Origin of the sequence: Microbacterium sp. SORGH_AS_0505, assembly GCF_030818715.1 — a bacterium.
Classification (GTDB): domain Bacteria; phylum Actinomycetota; class Actinomycetes; order Actinomycetales; family Microbacteriaceae; genus Microbacterium.
Genome location: NZ_JAUTAT010000001.1, coordinates 874,868 through 890,334, shown reverse-complemented (window position 1 = coordinate 890,334; position 15,467 = coordinate 874,868). Strand labels below are relative to the sequence as shown.

At 69.2% G+C, this 15,467-nt stretch carries 16 protein-coding genes, 1 tRNA gene and 1 pseudogene; 12 read left to right on the top strand and 6 right to left on the bottom strand.

Annotated features, from left to right (window positions below):
* Window positions 1–48: 48 nt before the first annotated feature.
* A complete protein-coding gene (locus QE428_RS04355; RefSeq protein ID WP_307463446.1) occupies window positions 49–1,095 on the top strand; it encodes an NAD(P)-dependent alcohol dehydrogenase in 1,047 nt (348 codons plus the stop codon).
* A gap of 109 nt (window positions 1,096–1,204) precedes the next feature.
* Window positions 1,205–1,549 carry a hypothetical protein gene (locus QE428_RS04350; protein WP_307463444.1) on the top strand — a complete coding sequence of 115 codons (345 nt, stop codon included), beginning with the start codon at window positions 1,205–1,207 and terminating at the stop codon, window positions 1,547–1,549.
* Window positions 1,550–1,598: 49 nt separating this feature from the next.
* Here the strand turns inward: QE428_RS04350 and QE428_RS04345 are convergent, their stop codons facing one another.
* A complete protein-coding gene (locus QE428_RS04345; RefSeq protein WP_091357501.1) occupies window positions 1,599–2,351 on the bottom strand; it encodes an SDR family NAD(P)-dependent oxidoreductase in 753 nt (250 codons plus the stop codon).
* A 186-nt stretch (window positions 2,352–2,537) separates the two neighbouring features.
* On the opposite strand from QE428_RS04345, the gene QE428_RS04340 reads away from it, so the two are divergent.
* The 3 genes from QE428_RS04340 (at window position 2,538) to QE428_RS04330 (ending at window position 4,745) form a co-directional block, all read left to right on the top strand.
* Window positions 2,538–3,425 (top strand): hypothetical protein, encoded by an 888-nt coding sequence (locus QE428_RS04340; RefSeq protein WP_307463441.1) that lies wholly within the window; start codon window positions 2,538–2,540, stop codon window positions 3,423–3,425.
* Between the two features lie 7 nt (window positions 3,426–3,432).
* Window positions 3,433–4,242: a hypothetical protein gene (locus tag QE428_RS04335; RefSeq protein WP_307463439.1), complete on the top strand. Its 810-nt coding sequence runs from the start codon at window positions 3,433–3,435 to the stop codon at window positions 4,240–4,242.
* 197 nt (window positions 4,243–4,439) lie between these two features.
* Window positions 4,440–4,745, top strand: coding sequence for a biopolymer transporter Tol (locus tag QE428_RS04330; protein WP_307463438.1), 306 nt, complete (start codon window positions 4,440–4,442; stop codon window positions 4,743–4,745).
* Between the two features lie 68 nt (window positions 4,746–4,813).
* Here the strand turns inward: QE428_RS04330 and QE428_RS04325 are convergent, their stop codons facing one another.
* A complete protein-coding gene (locus QE428_RS04325) occupies window positions 4,814–5,872 on the bottom strand; it encodes a LacI family DNA-binding transcriptional regulator (protein ID WP_373457698.1) in 1,059 nt (352 codons plus the stop codon).
* A gap of 124 nt (window positions 5,873–5,996) precedes the next feature.
* Here QE428_RS04325 and QE428_RS04320 point away from each other — a divergent pair, with 124 nt between their 5' ends.
* The 5 genes and pseudogenes from QE428_RS04320 to QE428_RS04300 all read left to right on the top strand — a co-directional run bounded on the left by QE428_RS04320 (window position 5,997) and on the right by QE428_RS04300 (window position 11,084).
* Entirely contained in the window at window positions 5,997–7,298 is a 1,302-nt protein-coding gene (locus QE428_RS04320; protein WP_307463432.1) for a sugar ABC transporter substrate-binding protein, read from the top strand.
* A 63-nt stretch (window positions 7,299–7,361) separates the two neighbouring features.
* Window positions 7,362–8,270 carry a carbohydrate ABC transporter permease gene (locus QE428_RS04315; RefSeq protein ID WP_091357484.1) on the top strand — a complete coding sequence of 303 codons (909 nt, stop codon included), beginning with the start codon at window positions 7,362–7,364 and terminating at the stop codon, window positions 8,268–8,270.
* Between the two features lie 6 nt (window positions 8,271–8,276).
* Window positions 8,277–9,170, top strand: a complete 894-nt coding sequence (locus tag QE428_RS04310) for a carbohydrate ABC transporter permease (RefSeq protein WP_091357480.1) — start codon at window positions 8,277–8,279, stop codon at window positions 9,168–9,170.
* A pseudogene (locus QE428_RS04305) lies at window positions 9,167–9,793 on the top strand (beta-L-arabinofuranosidase domain-containing protein); the annotation flags it as partial. The gene QE428_RS04310 and the pseudogene QE428_RS04305, both read left to right, overlap by 4 nt.
* Before the next feature lie 55 nt (window positions 9,794–9,848).
* Entirely contained in the window at window positions 9,849–11,084 is a 1,236-nt protein-coding gene (locus QE428_RS04300; protein ID WP_307470632.1) for a glycoside hydrolase family 127 protein, read from the top strand.
* A 20-nt stretch (window positions 11,085–11,104) separates the two neighbouring features.
* Here the strand turns inward: QE428_RS04300 and QE428_RS04295 are convergent.
* The 3 genes from QE428_RS04295 to QE428_RS04285 all read right to left on the bottom strand — a co-directional run bounded on the left by QE428_RS04295 (window position 11,105) and on the right by QE428_RS04285 (window position 12,837).
* Window positions 11,105–11,178 (bottom strand) — tRNA-Gly (locus tag QE428_RS04295).
* 62 nt (window positions 11,179–11,240) lie between these two features.
* On the bottom strand, window positions 11,241–11,609 hold the full coding sequence (locus tag QE428_RS04290) for a hypothetical protein (RefSeq protein ID WP_307463429.1): 369 nt from the start codon (window positions 11,607–11,609) through the stop codon (window positions 11,241–11,243).
* A 28-nt stretch (window positions 11,610–11,637) separates the two neighbouring features.
* Window positions 11,638–12,837 carry an MFS transporter gene (locus tag QE428_RS04285; RefSeq protein ID WP_307463426.1) on the bottom strand — a complete coding sequence of 400 codons (1,200 nt, stop codon included), beginning with the start codon at window positions 12,835–12,837 and terminating at the stop codon, window positions 11,638–11,640.
* 42 nt (window positions 12,838–12,879) lie between these two features.
* Here QE428_RS04285 and QE428_RS04280 point away from each other — a divergent pair, with 42 nt between their 5' ends.
* Both QE428_RS04280 and QE428_RS04275 read left to right on the top strand, forming a co-directional pair.
* Entirely contained in the window at window positions 12,880–13,764 is an 885-nt protein-coding gene (locus tag QE428_RS04280) for a LysR family transcriptional regulator (protein ID WP_307463424.1), read from the top strand.
* Window positions 13,765–13,783: 19 nt separating this feature from the next.
* Entirely contained in the window at window positions 13,784–14,833 is a 1,050-nt protein-coding gene (locus QE428_RS04275; protein ID WP_307463421.1) for a zinc-binding dehydrogenase, read from the top strand.
* Here QE428_RS04275 and QE428_RS04270 read toward each other — a convergent pair.
* Window positions 14,817–15,407: a TetR/AcrR family transcriptional regulator gene (locus tag QE428_RS04270; protein ID WP_091357456.1), complete on the bottom strand. Its 591-nt coding sequence runs from the start codon at window positions 15,405–15,407 to the stop codon at window positions 14,817–14,819. The two genes, QE428_RS04275 and QE428_RS04270, sit on opposite strands and share 17 nt — an antisense overlap.
* Window positions 15,408–15,467 lie beyond the last annotated feature (60 nt).

Here is a 15,467-nt window from a genome sequence, read left to right as displayed (position 1 = left end):
GATGCCCCGACCCGAGGCATCCGTCCATCGATCTGCAAGGAGACCCCCATGCCTACTGTCGCCGCTTACGCTGCGCCGTCCGCGACCGAACCGCTCGTGCGCACGACGATCGAACGCCGTGAGACCGGACCCCGCGATGTCCTCATCGCGATCCGCTACGCCGGGATCTGCCACTCCGACATCCACCTCGTCCGCGGCGACTGGGGCCCGGTGACCTACCCGCAGGTCGTCGGTCACGAGATCGCCGGCGAGGTCGTCGAGGTCGGCTCCGAGGTCACCGGCTTCGCCGTGGGCGACCGGGTCGGCGTCGGCTGCATGGTGAACTCGTGCCGCGAATGCGAGAACTGCCTCGCCGGCATGGAGAACTACTGCCTGAACGGCAACACCCAGACCTACGGGTCCGTCGACCGCGACGGCACGATCACCCAGGGCGGCTATTCGACGCACGTCGTCGTCGACCAGGACTTCGTCCTGCGCATCCCCGAGGCGCTTCCGTACGAGTCGGTCGCGCCGCTGCTGTGCGCAGGCATCACCACGTACTCGCCGCTCGCGCACTGGAAGGTCGGCCCCGGCTCGAAGGTCGCCGTCGTCGGCATGGGCGGACTCGGACACCTCGCCGTCAAGATCGCCGTCGCCATGGGCGCCGAGGTCACGGTGCTGTCGCAGAGCCTGTCGAAGCAGGAGGACGGCAAGCGGTTCGGCGCGACGCACTACTACGCCACGAGCGACGCCTCGACGTTCACGGCCCTCGCCAACACGTTCGACCTCATCATCAACACGGTCAGCGCGCCGCTGAAGCTCGAGTCCTACCTGCGTCTGCTGCGCCTGGACGGCACGATGGTCAACGTCGGCGCGCCCTCCGAGCCGCTGTCGCTGCGGGTGTTCGCCCTCTTCGGCAACCGTCGCTCGTTCGCCGGCTCGAACATCGGGTCGATCGCCGAGACGCAGGAGATGCTCGACTTCTGCGCCGAGCACGGCATCGCCCCCGAGACCGAACTGATCGGTGCGGGCGAGATCAACGAGGCCTACGAGCGCGTGCTCCGCTCCGACGTCCGCTACCGGTTCGTCATCGATATCGAGACCCTGCAGGACTGAGTCCAGAAACCGGCGGGGCGGTGTCACCTAGGGGTGTTACCCTCGCGACAGAGCACGACGTCGTCCCGCCGGGGCCACCGGCACGCCGCCGCGCCGGGAAGACGAACACATGCCGTACCGCAGTCGCGAAACCTTGCAGCTCTGGCTGGATGAGTTCACCGCCGCGCGGGGAGACGGCGACCTCATCAAGGTCGTCATCCAGGACGACTCCTGGGGTGATGACGGCGGGCTCGTCGTCGTGCCGCTGCGGAACGCGTCGACGACGGTCTACGTCCGGCCTCCGATGGGAGGCGACGCGCGCTGGCGCGTCGTGTTCGAACCGCAGCTCGACGAGGTCGCCCTCTCGGCGGAGGAGACTGCCGCACTCGTCGCCGAGCTGGGTACGGCCGCCGAGCTCTGCGGGTACCTCGAGGTCCGTTCGGTCGCGCACATCGAGACAGCGCCCACGGCCTGACGGTCGCGAGCGCTGCTCGGCGGACGACGTCCGCGGTGGCGATGTGGCGTCAGTGGGCGGAGTAGCCGCCGTCGACGAGGTGGTAGCTGCCTGAGATGAATGACGCGTCGTCGCTCAGGAGGAACAGCGTGAGCGCTGCGACCTCGGCATCCGTTCCGAGCCGTCCCGCCGCATGCTCCTTCTCGAGAGCCGACAGTGCATCGCTCGAGAGGCTCGCGCGCACGAGCGGGGTGTCGATGAAGCCGGGACCGACCGCGTTCGTGCGAACGCCCTGGGCGGTGTATTCGAGGGCCGCCACCTTCGTGAGGCCGACGAGGGCGTGCTTGCTGGCGACATAGGCCGCGTTCTGCGCGATGCCGACCGAGCCGAGCACGGAGGCCATGTTGACGACCGCACCGCCGCCGGCGGCCACCATCGCGGGCAGCTGGAAGCGCAGCCCGTAGAAGACGCCGTCGAGGTCGACGGCGCGCACCCGGTCCCACGCCTCGATGTCGTAGTCACCGATGTTCTGCGGCGCGGCGCCGATCCCGGCGTTGTTGACCGCGAGGTGCAGGGCGCCGTAGGTGTCCTGCGCGTAGCGGACGGCCGCCTCGGAGTCCTGCCATTTCGCCGTGTTCTGAGCGAACGCGGACGCGGTGCCCCCGGCATCCGTGATCTGCCTCACGACGGACTCGGCCGCCTCGAGCTTGATGTCGGTGACGACCACCGATGCGCCCTCAGCGGCGAGCTTGCGGGCGATCTCCGCTCCGATGCCGCTGCCGCCGCCGGTGACCAGAGCCGTCTTGCCGTCGAACCGTGCCATTGCATTTCCCTCTTCTCGCAGGGCCTGGCGCCGTGACTCTCGCGGCCGATGCCATGCACCTGAATACAACGGATGCCGCGCGCCGGCATTCCTGCGAGCACGGAAACGTGTGCGCCACAGCCATCGATTCCCTCGGTGACAGATGCGACGAGGGCGTACGGTGAGCGGAGGACCGGGGGAACGACCATGCTGAATCTCGCTGTGCGGAGCGTTGCTGCTGTCGCGGCGCTCCTCGTCGGAACGATCGCGCTCTCGGGCTGCATCTCCACGGGGCCGAAGAACTTGGACGATGCGCCGGACGGAGTGCCCTCCCCGGTAGCGACGGAGGTCGCGGGCTTTCCCGCCCTTGACGACCTCATCGTCCGGACCGCCGACACGGAGCTGCGGCTCGAATCCCTGCCCGAGGAGGCCGGGTACGCGGGCATGCCCGATGACGTGCCCGCCATCACCGGGGACGACCTGTACGTCTTCGTGCGGCAGGACGGATGGATGCTGTTCGCCGAGCAGCGGGGCGGCGACGTCGTCGGCTGCGGCCCGGATCTGTCCGAGCCGGAGATCACCGACCTCGGGAGGGGGTGGTGGAAGGTCGCGAACCGCTCGGAGGCCGACACGTACGCCCTGTGGCTCCAAGCCGGGAGCGGCCCCGGTCTGCCGATCGGCGGCACGGTCGGGTCGTCTCAGGCCTACGTGAGGTGGACGACCACGACTACGTTCGACGTGCCGACCACGAGCTCGCTCGACGTCACGGCGAGTCCGGACGGAGAGGGCGGTTCCGTGGAGCTCCACCTCCGTGACGTGACCTCTCCGCTCACCGCCGTGGCGGCGACGATCGCGCTCCGCGGCGAGGGAGGGGGCGTCGACCTCCAACTCGCCATCCCGGACTGGGCATGCGACCAACCCGGCGACCTCACGCTCTTCTCCCGCCTGTCCCCATCGCAGATGGCGACGCTGGGCGAGGATGGTGCCGTCGACTACGACGTCGAGCTCGTCCTCGACGGGACGACGTACACCGCGAGCGGAAGCGCGGACGGCGCGTCGAGCGCCGAGCCGACGTGGACTCCGGGCCTGCCGTGACCCCCGCATGAGTTTCGTCGATGAGGGCGAGACGTTCTCGCGGATCGCCAGGATCACCGGACCGGTGACGTCCGACGACACCCGCCGGCTGGTCGAAGAAGGACATGAAGGCATCCTCCTCGACCATGAGTCTGTGGACGCGGCATCCTCTCTGCGGTGGATCGCGGAAGTGCCCGCGCTCCGCTTCATCGAGTTGCGCGGCAGGATCGTCACCCCGTCGCTGGCGGCCCTCGAGCAGACGAGCGTTCGATCGTTGATCGTCCGGACGAATCACGCGCGTCCGGTGCCCACGGCGGACCTCCGCTGGGCGACCCACATCCATTCGGAGTCCTCCGACTTCGCCGCGGATGGGTGGGTCGGCCTCCCCAGGCTGGAAAACCTCGTCCTCGGCCGGGTTGGTGGCGAGGTCATCACGGCGGGGGACGGGTGCTCAGCCCTCACGCATCTGAAACTGCAGGGTAAGCGGCAGACCGCCGCCCTCCGATGGGAGACCCCGCCGAAGAAGCTGGATTCGATGCTCCTCCTGGCACTGCGGTGTCGAGATGTCGCTGCGCTGTCCGGATGTCGGGCGTTACGCAGCCTCCACATCGAGAACCCCGCCCTCCTCGTCGGGGGAGACGTCGTCGACGTCTCCCCGTTGGCCGACCTCCCCGTGCTGGACAGCGTGGGGATCGCCGAGAACCTTCCGATGGAGGGAGTGCCGAGTCTGCTCGGGAGTGAGGCGCCGTTCGGCTGGCTGCCGGTGGCGAAGGGGCATCATGACGGTGATCCGGCGGACCCGCGCCTGCGGGAGTACGTCTTCCGCACCACGTCGTGATGATGCGGTCGGCCGCCTCATTGCTCGAACGGGTGGTGCCGCTGCGGCGGGCACCGATAGCTTCGACTCCCATGAGAGCGTCGGGGGTGTGGGATGGTCCTGACTGCGTTCGGCGTGACTCTTCTCGTCGGTTGTGCCCCCGCTGCTGAATGGGAGCATTCCAGACGCTCGACTGGCCCTGACGGAAAGGATTGCCGATGGCGAATGACTCAGTCTTCGACGACGAGCGCTGGTTCGTCATCAACGGTCGCCGATGGCGGCGCACCGACCCGTCCCTGCCCGCAGGCCTCGTCGCGGCGCTGACGTCCCATCTCGGGCGCGGCAGGTCGGGTGTGCGCCGTGCGAAGGGCGATCTGGATGCCACCTCAGCGGCTCGCCGGCGGGTCGACCTCGCAAAGCACGGGCTCGGCGAGCGCGGTCCGTACTGGTGGGACGAGCCTGAGGTCGAGCGACTGCGCCGTGCGAGGCAGGCGCTTCGAGAGCTGGAGGAACTCGAGGGCTGAGGGGTTTCGCCGGCTGTAGGGTCCGGGTCAGCGGCGAGATCACCGTTCCACCCGTCGGTAGGAAGGGGCTAGCGCCGCGCGACCGTCGACCCTCGGATCACCAACCGCACCGGCAGGTTCCGGATGCCGGACTCTCGCGTGGAGCCGTCGATCGCTTCGAAGACGTGCTGCGCCGCGCGCCTCCCGAGCTGCTGCAGGTTGGCGTCGATGCTGGTGAGCTCGGGGCGGGAGTTGGTGGCCAGAAGCTCCCAGTTGTCGTAGCCGATGACGGCGAGGTCGTCGGGGACCGTTCTGCCGAGGTCGCGCGCCGTATCGAGTACGCCGCGCGCGATCTGATCGGATGCGGCGAAGATGGCGTCGATGTCGGGGTGTCGAGTGAGAAGAGTGCTCGCGGCATCCCTTCCCCAGTGCTCGGACCAATCGCCGGAGAGGGGTTCGCCGACGAAATCGAGTCCCGCGTCCGCGAGTGCGGCGCGTGCGCCTTCGAGCCGCTCGCGAGCGGCGGCGTAGGTGGGGTCGCCGGAGACGTGCGCGATCCGTGATCGCCCGCACGCGAGCAGGTGCTCGATCGCCAAGCGGCCGCCGGCGCGGTTGTCGGGAGTGAGGGACAGGTCGCGATCGTCGTCGGAGGGCGCATATGCGTAGACGACCGGGACGGGGATCTCTTGACCGAGCGAGGGGCGCGGGTCGGTCTGACGGCCGACCACGATGATCCCGTCGACTCGTCTGCTCAGGAGGGCACGAAGGTGATGCTGCTCGCGAATGGCATCTCCGCGCGCATCGCATAGGAAGACATTCACCTGCCCAGCTCCGAAGGCGTCCTCGGCGCCCATGAGGATCGGGAGCATGAAGCGTCCGTCGAGGTCGCTCGTCAGCAGCCCCACGGTGCCGGTTCGGCCCGCGAAGAGCCCCTTGGCCATCGGGTTCGGTGTGAAGGCGAGCTCGTCCGCCGCCTTGAGTACCCGCCGTCGCGTGCTCGCCGCCACGTCACTGCGGTTGTTGATCGCCTTCGATGCGGTGGCGAGCGACACTCCGGCGGCGCGAGCGACATCGCCCAGAGTGGCCATGCGAGGACCGACTTCGTCGAGCGACACGGACCCACCTTTCGAAAAGATTTCGGAATTCATTATTGACCCTAGCGAACAACCGGCGCTAGTGTCCCGAAATGGGTTTCGATAGTTTCGACATCCGCAGCACCAGGGCCGTGTGATCACCCACACGCTCACTCGACGGAGAGTAAGAGGACTCGCAATGACCACCATCCCTCGCCGGTCCCGACGGCGGACTTTCACTGCACTGATCACTGCCGGCCTCCTGGCCGGTTCGCTGGCCGCCTGCGCAGGTGGCGGGAACACGACGGGGGCGGCGCCTGCCGACATCCCCGCCGAAGGTGTGGACGACGGCTCCACTCTCACCTTGTGGACGCGCGCACCGCTCGAGAAGCAGGCGAAGCTCCTCGTCGAGGCCTACAACGACACGCATGAGAACCAGGTCGAGCTGACGGTCGTGCCCAACGACGACTACGTCGCCAAGGTGGGGGCCGCTGCCGGTTCGAACGGGCTCCCGGACCTCTTCGCTGCGGACATCGTCTACGTGCCGAACTGGGTCGAGCAGGGTCTGTTCCAAGACATCAGCGCGCAGATCGACGGCCTCGACTTCAAGGATGAGATCAACAAGGGGCACCTGAGTGCCGGCACGGTCGACGACAAGGAGCACGTGCTCCCGTTCGTCCTCGACCTCTCCATGCTGTTCTGGAACAAGGAGCTGTTCGAGGAGGCCGGACTCGACCCGGAGAAGGCGCCGGCGAACCTCGAAGAGTTCGCCGAGGCGGCCAAGGCGATCCAGGCCCTCGACAAGCCGGACGTCTACGGCACGGCTACCGGGCTGAACTGCGGCGGATGCCTCGTCTTCACGTGGTTCCCCACGGTCTGGGCCGATGGCGAGGACGTGCTGAGTGACGATGGCATGGAGTCGTTGCTCGCCAGCGACACCGCCAAGGAGGTCTACTCGACCTGGAAGGACCTGTGGGACTCGGGCGCCGTTCTGCCCAGCTCCCAGGATGAGGCCGGGCCGACCTGGACGGCGGGATTCACCGAAGGCAAGGTCGGGCTCATGTACTACCCCGCCACGCTTCTGTCCTCCACGCCCTTCGACGCGGGCGTGGCCGGTATCGCCGGTCCCGACGGCGGCGCCTCGACCTTCGTCGGTGGTGACGGCATCGGCATCTCGAAGGACTCGAAGCAGTCGCCCCAGGCGTGGAACTTCCTCAACTGGCTCATGTCCGAGGACGCTCAGGTCGGTGTCCTCGCCAAGAACAAGGACGTCGTCTCACGAGCGGACTTCGCGTCGAACGAGTACTCCGAGGCGGACCCGCGACTGGTGACCATCAACGAGGTCGCGGGTCAAGGTGACACCCCCGTCGCGCTGAACTTCCAGCAGGCCTTCAACGCCCCGGGCAGCCCGTGGCTGACGCTCGTCCGCAACGCCGTCCTCGGCGACGGGGACACGGTCGACGCCGACAACGAAGAGATCACCGCCATCCTGCAGCAGTGATCCTCGGCGGGGGCCGCGCCGACCGCGCGGCTCCCGCCGGCATCCCCTCCACGAAAGGTCGACATGGTCGTCACCGCACCTCCCGCTCCCGCCCGCCGGCGGGCGCGTCGCCCCCTCGGCGGGCCGGCACAGGGCTGGGGCTTCGCTGCTCCCACGGCGCTGTTCGTCGTCTTCCTGTTCGTCATCCCGCTGTTGCTCGTCCTCCAGATGTCGGGCTCGGACTGGCCGCTCCTGGGTGGCAACCGCGGGCTGAACCTCCCCGAGAACTACGTCGATGCCGTCGATCACCGGTTGTTCTGGGATTCGATCCGGTTCACGCTGCTCTACACCGTCATCACGACGGTCCTGCTGATCGGTCTCGGCCTCGGACTCGCCCTGCTCGTGCAGGAGAGCACGCGCTGGAAGGGGCTGCTCCGCACGGCCTTCCTCGTCCCTTCCGCCCTGGGCCTCGCGTCCGCGTCGCTGCTCTTCTACGTCCTGTACTCGCCTCTCGCTGGGCCCTTCGCCGATCTGATGGATGCCTGGGGCATCACGTTCCTGGGTACGCCCGAGGGTGCGCTCTGGTCGACCGTCTTCCTCATCGTGTGGCGGTACGCGGGCTTCTACATGCTGCTCATGCTGGTGGGCTTGCAGGGAATCCCCGACGAGGTGTACGAGGCCGCGCGGATCGACGGTGCCTCGCGCTGGCAGACCTTCCGCGACATCACCGTGCCGCTTCTGCGGCCGACCTTCGCGCTCACCACCGTCATGTGCGTGACCGGCTCCCTGCTCGCGTTCGAGCAGTTCTACATCCTCACCAAGGGCGGGCCCGACAACAGCACGGTCACGATCGTGCAGCTCATCTACAGCGTCGCGTTCCAAGGGCAGAACAACCTCGGAGTGGCCGGAGCGCTCTCGGTGCTCGTGCTGCTCGCTCTGATCGTCATCAACTTCTTCCAGCTGCGTGCCTTCCGCCGCCCCGACGAGAGCTGACCTCCGATGACCATGACCGCCACGCGCACCCTCGTAGCCCCGGGGTCGACCCCCGACTCGCCGCGACGGCGTCGCTCCCGCGCACAGCGCCTCGTCCTCGGCATCCCCTATGCCGTCTTCACGACAGCCCTCGCCATCATCTTCCTGTACCCGCTCATCTGGACGGCGGTGTCATCGGTGGGCCCCCGTGCGGGTACGAGCCAGACGGAGGGCTGGGGCTTCGGCAACTACCTCGCCCTCGCCGACTATCAGGCGGGGATCTGGGTCTACCTCGGCAACTCCCTGTTCGTATCGATCTTGACGGTGGCGCTGACGCTGCTGCTGTCACTGACCGGCGGGTACGCGTTCGCCCGATTCGATTTCCCGGGCAAGAACGTGCTGTTCCTCCTGGTGCTCGCGATCTTGATGGTGCCGTACGCGACGCTGTTGATCCCGCTCTACGTCCTGCTGAACGCCGTCGGCCTGCAGAACTCGCTCGTCGGGGTGGCCCTGGTGATCACCATGTTCCAGTTGCCGTTCTCGATGTTCATGATGCGAGTGTCGTTCGAATCGGTTCCCAAGGAATTCGACGAGGCCGCCATGGTCGACGGGTGCTCCGCATTCAGCGCGCTGTGGCGCGTGCTGATCCCCGCCGTCAAGCCGGGATTGATCACCGTCGGGTTGTTCGCCTTCCTCACCGCGTGGAACGACTTCTTCGCGCCGCTCATTCTCATCAACGACTCCGCGCGGATGACGCTGCCTCTCGCGGTCGCCAACCTGCGGGGCCAGGTCCAGGGCGTCGTCGACTACGGCGCGACGGAGGCGGGGGTCGTCGTGCTGGCCCTGCCCTGCATCCTTCTCTTCCTGATCCTTCAACGTCATTACGTCCGCGGCTTCATGTCCGGCGCTTTCAAGGGATGACCATGACCACTCCGATCGTCGACACCGCCGTTTCCCGACCCATTGCGCCGGCCGATCCCTCAAGAGGTCGATTCCGTCCGCTCGGCCTCAGCGAGGTCCGGCTGACCGACGGCTTCTGGGCCGAGCGTCAGAGGCGCAACGCCGCAGCGACCATTCCCCACATCCGGGCGCGGCTCGAGTCCGAAGGCTGGCTCGGGAACTTCGATCTGGCCGCTGCGGGTGACCTTCCCGAGGGGCGCCGCGGACGAGAGTTCTCCGACTCGGAGGTCTTCAAGTACCTGGAGGCGCTCGCATGGGAGCTCGGTCGCGAGCCCGACGAGCGATCAGAGGAGAACTTCCGCGCCGTCGTCGCACGGGTCGCCGCCGCCCAGGAGCCGGACGGCTACGTCAACACCATGTTCGGCCGCCCCGGCCAAGCTCCGCGCTGGTCCGACCTCGAGTGGGGCCACGAACTGTACTGCCTCGGTCACCTCTTCCAAGCGGCGGTCGCCCGTCACCGCACGCGGCCCGACGCAGACGACGGGCTCATCGGTGTCGCGCGTCGTGCTGCGGACCTCGTCTGCCGCACGTTCGGCGAGGGGGGCATCGAGCGGGTGTGCGGGCACGCGGAGATCGAGGCCGGCCTGGCCGAGCTCGGCAGAGCATTGGGCGAGGCCGGATACATCGATCAGGCGGGCCATGTTCGTCGAGCGTCGCGGCCACGGCACGCTCGCCGACATCGAATGGGGCAGGGTCTACTTCCAGGACGACGTTCCGGTACGCGAGGCCGACTCCCTTCGCGGCCACGCGGTGCGCGCCAACTATCTCGCCGCCGGTGCCGTCGACGTCGCTGTCGAACGAGGCGATGCGGATCTGCTGGATGCCGTCCGGCGTCAGACCTCGCACGCCATCGCCCGCCGTACGTACCTCACGGGCGGTCAGGGATCTCACCACCAGGACGAGGCCTTCGGGCAGGACTGGGAGCTGCCCTCCGACCGCGCGTACTCGGAAACGTGCGCCGGGGTCTCCTCGATGATGCTCTCGTGGAGACTGTTGCTGTCCGACGGGTCTCCGGAACACGCTGACCTCATCGAGCGCACTCTCTACAACGTCGTGGCGACGGCGGTGGGGCAGGACGGCACGTCGTTCTTCTACGCCAACACTCTCCACCAGCGTGTGCCAGGCGAGCCCGCCGATCCGGAGTCGACGTCCCCGAGGGCATCCTCGTCGTCGCGCGCACCGTGGTTCGACGTGTCCTGCTGCCCACCTAATGTCGCGCGGACGTTCGCCGCCCTCGGCGCCTACCTCGCCACGGCGGACGACGACGGTATCCAGGTTCACCAGTACGCCGGTTCCGAGATCCGCACGACACTCCGGCCCGGGGTGACGGTCGGCGTGCGCGTCGAGACGTCCTACCCGGATGCAGGCGACATCCGTCTCGTGATCACGGAGTCGACCGGCGGGCCGTGGTCGCTCACTCTGCGCGTGCCGGCGTGGGCGGTCGGGGCGACGATCTCCGATGCGGATGGCACTCGAACCGCCGAGCCCGGGACTGTCAGCGTGCGGCGTTCCTTCGCCGTCGGTGAAGAGGTTGTCCTGACGCTGCCCATGGCGCCCCGTGTGACGCATCCCCACCCGCTCATCGACGCCGTCCGGGGGTCCATCGCGGTCGAACGGGGTCCGGTGGTCTACGCCCTCGAGTCGATCGACCTCGGTGCCGACGTGGATCGAGCCGTCATCGTCGGCGACCCGGAACTGGATGTGCGGGGCGGCGAGATCCTGCTCCGAGTCGGCGTTCGCGCGTCCGAGGAAGCCTCATGGCCATATGGCGACGCGGTCGATCCGGTGGTCGAAGAGACGCGAGTGCGCCTCATTCCCTATCGAGAGTGGGGCAACCGCGGGCCCTCGACGATGCGCGTATGGATCCCGCGGTGATCCCGCGCGAGAAGTCGCAGTGGAGGGGCTGACGGGAATCGAACCCGCGCTATCTGCTTGGGAAGCAGATGTTCTGCCATTGAACTACAGCCCCACTGCGCCCGGAGGCGCCTCGTAAGCCTAGCAAGGCTCGGAGGCGTCCGCCCGTCGCAGCGATCAGTCGTTCGACGGGCGCGCCGGCGGAGCCTGCGGGGGCGTCTGCGGCGGAACCGGGGGCTGACCTCCCACCGGGGGCTGGCCGCCCACCGGGGGCTGACCGGGGTAGGGCGGCTGGGCTACGGGGTGCCCGCCTCCCGGGTACGGCGGCTGAGCCCCGGGCTGCCCGCCCCCGGAATAGGGCGCACCCGGCCGCGGCGCGAAGATCATGCCGCTTTCCTGCATCGCGCGCAGCATGCCGTTCTTCACCGCGGTGCGCTGGATGAGATACCCGACCCAGAGCGCGAGAGCGAAGATGCCGACGTAGATGATGATCCCGAAGATGATCAGGCCGGCGCCGAGCCCGGCGTAATCCCCATAGCTGTTCATGCCCGGAACTGTAGCGAACGGGATGGACTTAGTCCCGCACCTTGACGGAAGCGGCTACCACGAGAACCCCGAGCACGGCGACGAGTCCGGCCAGGGCGGCCCATCCGCCCGCGGTCCACGCCGCCGCGCCGATCGTTCCGAGCACGCTCGAGCCGATGTAGTACGCCACGCTGTACAGCGCCACCGCGTGCTGTCGGCCCGAGCCACCGGCTCGCGCGGTTGCGGCGTTTGCCGTCGCGTGGGCCAGGAACATGCCCGCCGTGATGAGCAGGACTCCGAGCACGATGACGACCACCGGGGACGCGAGGGTGATGACGGCGCCGACAACCATCGCAGCGCCGGCGGCGACCAGCGGCATCCGGGTCCCGAAACGCTGGACGAGCGCGCTGGACAGACGTGAGGTCACGGTGCCCGACAGGTACGTCAGGAACACCAGCGAGACAGCCGTCGCCGACAGGAAGTACGGCGCGGCTTCGAGGCGGAAGCCCAGCGCATTGAAGACCGCGACCATCGCCCCGACGACCATCGCGCCGATCGCATACAGCGGGAGTGCGCGCGGGTTCACAGCCTGTCGTCCGAGGACGCGCAGGCTGCGGCCGAGCGGCACCGGCCGGTGCTCCTCGGTCGGCGGCAACAGCACCGCGAACAGCACGGTCAGGGCTGCCGCGAGGATGCCGAGCAGTTCCAGCGACAGCCGCCATCCGACGACCTCGCCCACCGGCGCCGCGACGAGCCGCCCCGCGAGCCCGCCGACGCTCGTCGCGGCGACGTACGCTCCTGCCGCGACCCCCGCGCGCTGCGGACCTGCGGCCTCGTGCAGATACGCGACCGCGAGAGCCGGGATTCCGCCGAGCGCCGCGCCGAGCAGGAACCTTCCCACCAGCAGCCCGGCGAACCCCGGCAGCAGAGGCGATGCGACGGCGATGACCGCCGCGGCCACGGCGGCGACCCGCAGCATCCGTCTCCGTCCGAAGCGGTCGGCAGCGAGCGCCCACGGCAGGATCGCCAGGGCGAGCCCGAGCGTCGCCGCCGACACGACCCACGACGCGTCGGCCGCGGTGAGCCGGTACGTCTCGGCGATGCCCGTCAGCAGGCCCTGCGGCGCGTAGAGCACCCCGAACGTCGCGATGCCCGTCGTCCACATCGCCGCGCCGAGCCGACGGGGCGACGCGGTGAGGGGAGGGATGCCGACGGTCGTCACACGCTCCACGGTAGGCACGCGTCGCATTCAGTTCCAATACCCTTGTGCGTGAAGCGATAGCGTTCGTGCATGAGTCACGATCGCCTTGTAGACCTGCTGCCGCACCTCCCACTGCTCGACGCACTGGGTGAGGACGAGCACGTCACCCGCGCGGCCGAGGCGCTCGGGGTGCCGCAGCCGACCGTGAGCCGCGCGCTCCGCCAGCTCGAGTCGCGGCTCGGCGTCGCGCTGGTCGCGCGGGACGGCCGCGGCATCCGACTCACCGACGCCGCGCGTCGCATGCTGCCCGGCGTCCGCGTAGCCCTCCGCGCGGCGCAGGACGCGCTCGACTCCCTCGACGACGCCCGGTCGACCGTCGGGCTCGCGTTCCAGAACTCGCTCGGCGAGAACCTCGTCCCGCGGCTCGTCCGGCGGCTGCGCGAGGCGCGCCCCGACATCCGGGTGCAGCTCTGGCAGGGCGCACGAGACGCGTGCCTCGCCGAACTCGACTCCGGACGGACCGACCTCGCGATCGTCTCGGGGGCCGCCGCGACGCATCCCTCCGGAGAAACGCTCCACCTCTACGACGAGCCGCTCGTCGTCGTGGTCCCCGAGGGGCACCGACTCGCGACGGCCGCGCGGGTCTCGCTCGCGGACGTCGTCGGTGAGACGCACGTCACGCTCAAGCCGGGGTACGGGCTGCGCCGCACGCTCGAGCAGCTCTTCGCCGCCGAGGGCGTGCCGCTCGACATCGCCTTCGAGGGCGACGATCTGCGCACGCTGCACGGCCTCGTCGCCGCGGGGCTCGGCATTGCCATCGGACCCGAGGTGCCGCATCCGCTCGACGGGTGCGTGCAGCGGCCCATCGACGATCCGCGCGCGGCGCGTGACATGGGGGTGGTCTTCCGGGCAGGCCCCCGCCCGCCCGCGGTCGACGACGTCATCGCTGTGCTCCGCGAGCTCACACGGTCCTGACCCCCGGCAGAATCGGACCATGCGCGCGATGGTGATGGAACGGATCGCAGGACCCCTCGTCGTCACCGAGGTCCCCGATCCGGTCGCCCCCGCGGGCGGCGCCGTCATCGAGGTGCACGCGACGGGCCTCTGCCGCAGCGACTGGCACGCCTGGGTCGGACACGACGACATCGCCCTGCCCCACGTTCCCGGGCACGAGCTCGCGGGCGTCGTCGTCGAGGTCGGCGCAGGCGTCGAGAACTGGTCGGTCGGCGACCGGGTCACCGTGCCGTTCGTCTGCGGATGCGGCCGGTGCGAGTGGTGCCGGAGCGGCGACGCTCAGGTGTGCCCCGACCAGCAGCAGCCCGGCTTCACCCATTGGGGATCGTTCGCCGAGCGGGTCGCCCTCCACGCCGCCGACCGCAACCTCGTCGCCGTGCCGGAGTCGATCTCGTTCGCCGCTGCCGCCGCACTCGGATGCCGCTTCGCCACCGCCTACCGCGCGCTCACCGCTCGTGCGCAGCTGGCCGCGGGGGAGTGGGTCGTGATCGTCGGAGCCGGCGGGGTGGGCCTCAGCGCCGTCATGATCGCGAAGGCGCTCGGCGCGAAGGTCGTCGCGGTCGACCGCTCGGCCGCGGCGCTCGATGCCGCCCACGCGCTCGGCGCGGACGAGGTCATCGTCGCGGACGGACGTGACGTGCCCGAGGCCGTCCACGCGATCACGCGCGGCGGCGCTCACGTCTCGATCGACGCCGTCGGCAGCGAGCAGACCTGCGCGGACGCCATCCACAGCCTGCGCCGCCGGGGCCGGCACGTGCAGGTCGGGCTGCTGCCCTCGGCATCCGGTCTCACCCCTGCACCGCTGGCGCGCGCCATCGCGTGGGAGCTCGATCTGCTCGGCAGTCACGGCATGGCGGCCGAGGATTACCCCGGGATGCTGGAGCTCATCGCCCGCGGCACGCTCCGCCCGCAGGACCTCATCGAGCGGACCGTGTCGCTCGAGCAGGCCGCCGAGCTGCTGCCGGTCATGGACTCGGCGTCGCCCGCGGGGATGACGATGATCGACCCGCGGCTCACACCTTCGGCCTGAGTAGAGCGTCCAGCGCGACGCGCATCGCGGCGACGGGGTCCGTGCCGTCGGCGAGCCAGCGCACCTGGATGCCCTCCCACGTGCCGATCACGAGGTCGGCGAGCATGGTGGCGTCTTCCGTCGTGGTCAACCGTCCGGCCGCACGGTCGTGCTCGATCGCGTCGCGGTAGTCGGGGATGACCGACGCGTAGCGCTGCCGCAGCCACTCGTGCGCCTCATGGTCGGCGTGCGTCGCCTCGGCCTGCACGACGGTGAACATGCGCACGAGTTCGCGCCGGGCGATGTTCCGCTCGACGATCGCGAGCACTGTGGGGATGAAGCCGTCCCGGGCGGAGCGCTCGAGGAAGTCCGTGTCGGCGGCATCCTCCTGCGAGAGGACGGCCGCGAGCAGCGACACCTTCGTGGGGAAGTGGTGCATGACGGTCGTGAGCCCGAGGTCGAGCTGCTTCGCGATCTGGCGCAGGGACCCGCCCCGGTACCCGTGCGTACCGAAGACGGCCGTCGCCGTCGCGATGATCTCGCTGCGCCGCGCGGCGGACTTCGCGTACGGTCCGCGGGCCGGTGCATCGGTCATCGTCACACAGTAGATCACGTGAAACCGTGCACATGCACGTTTTTGGGTTAGCGTGGTCGC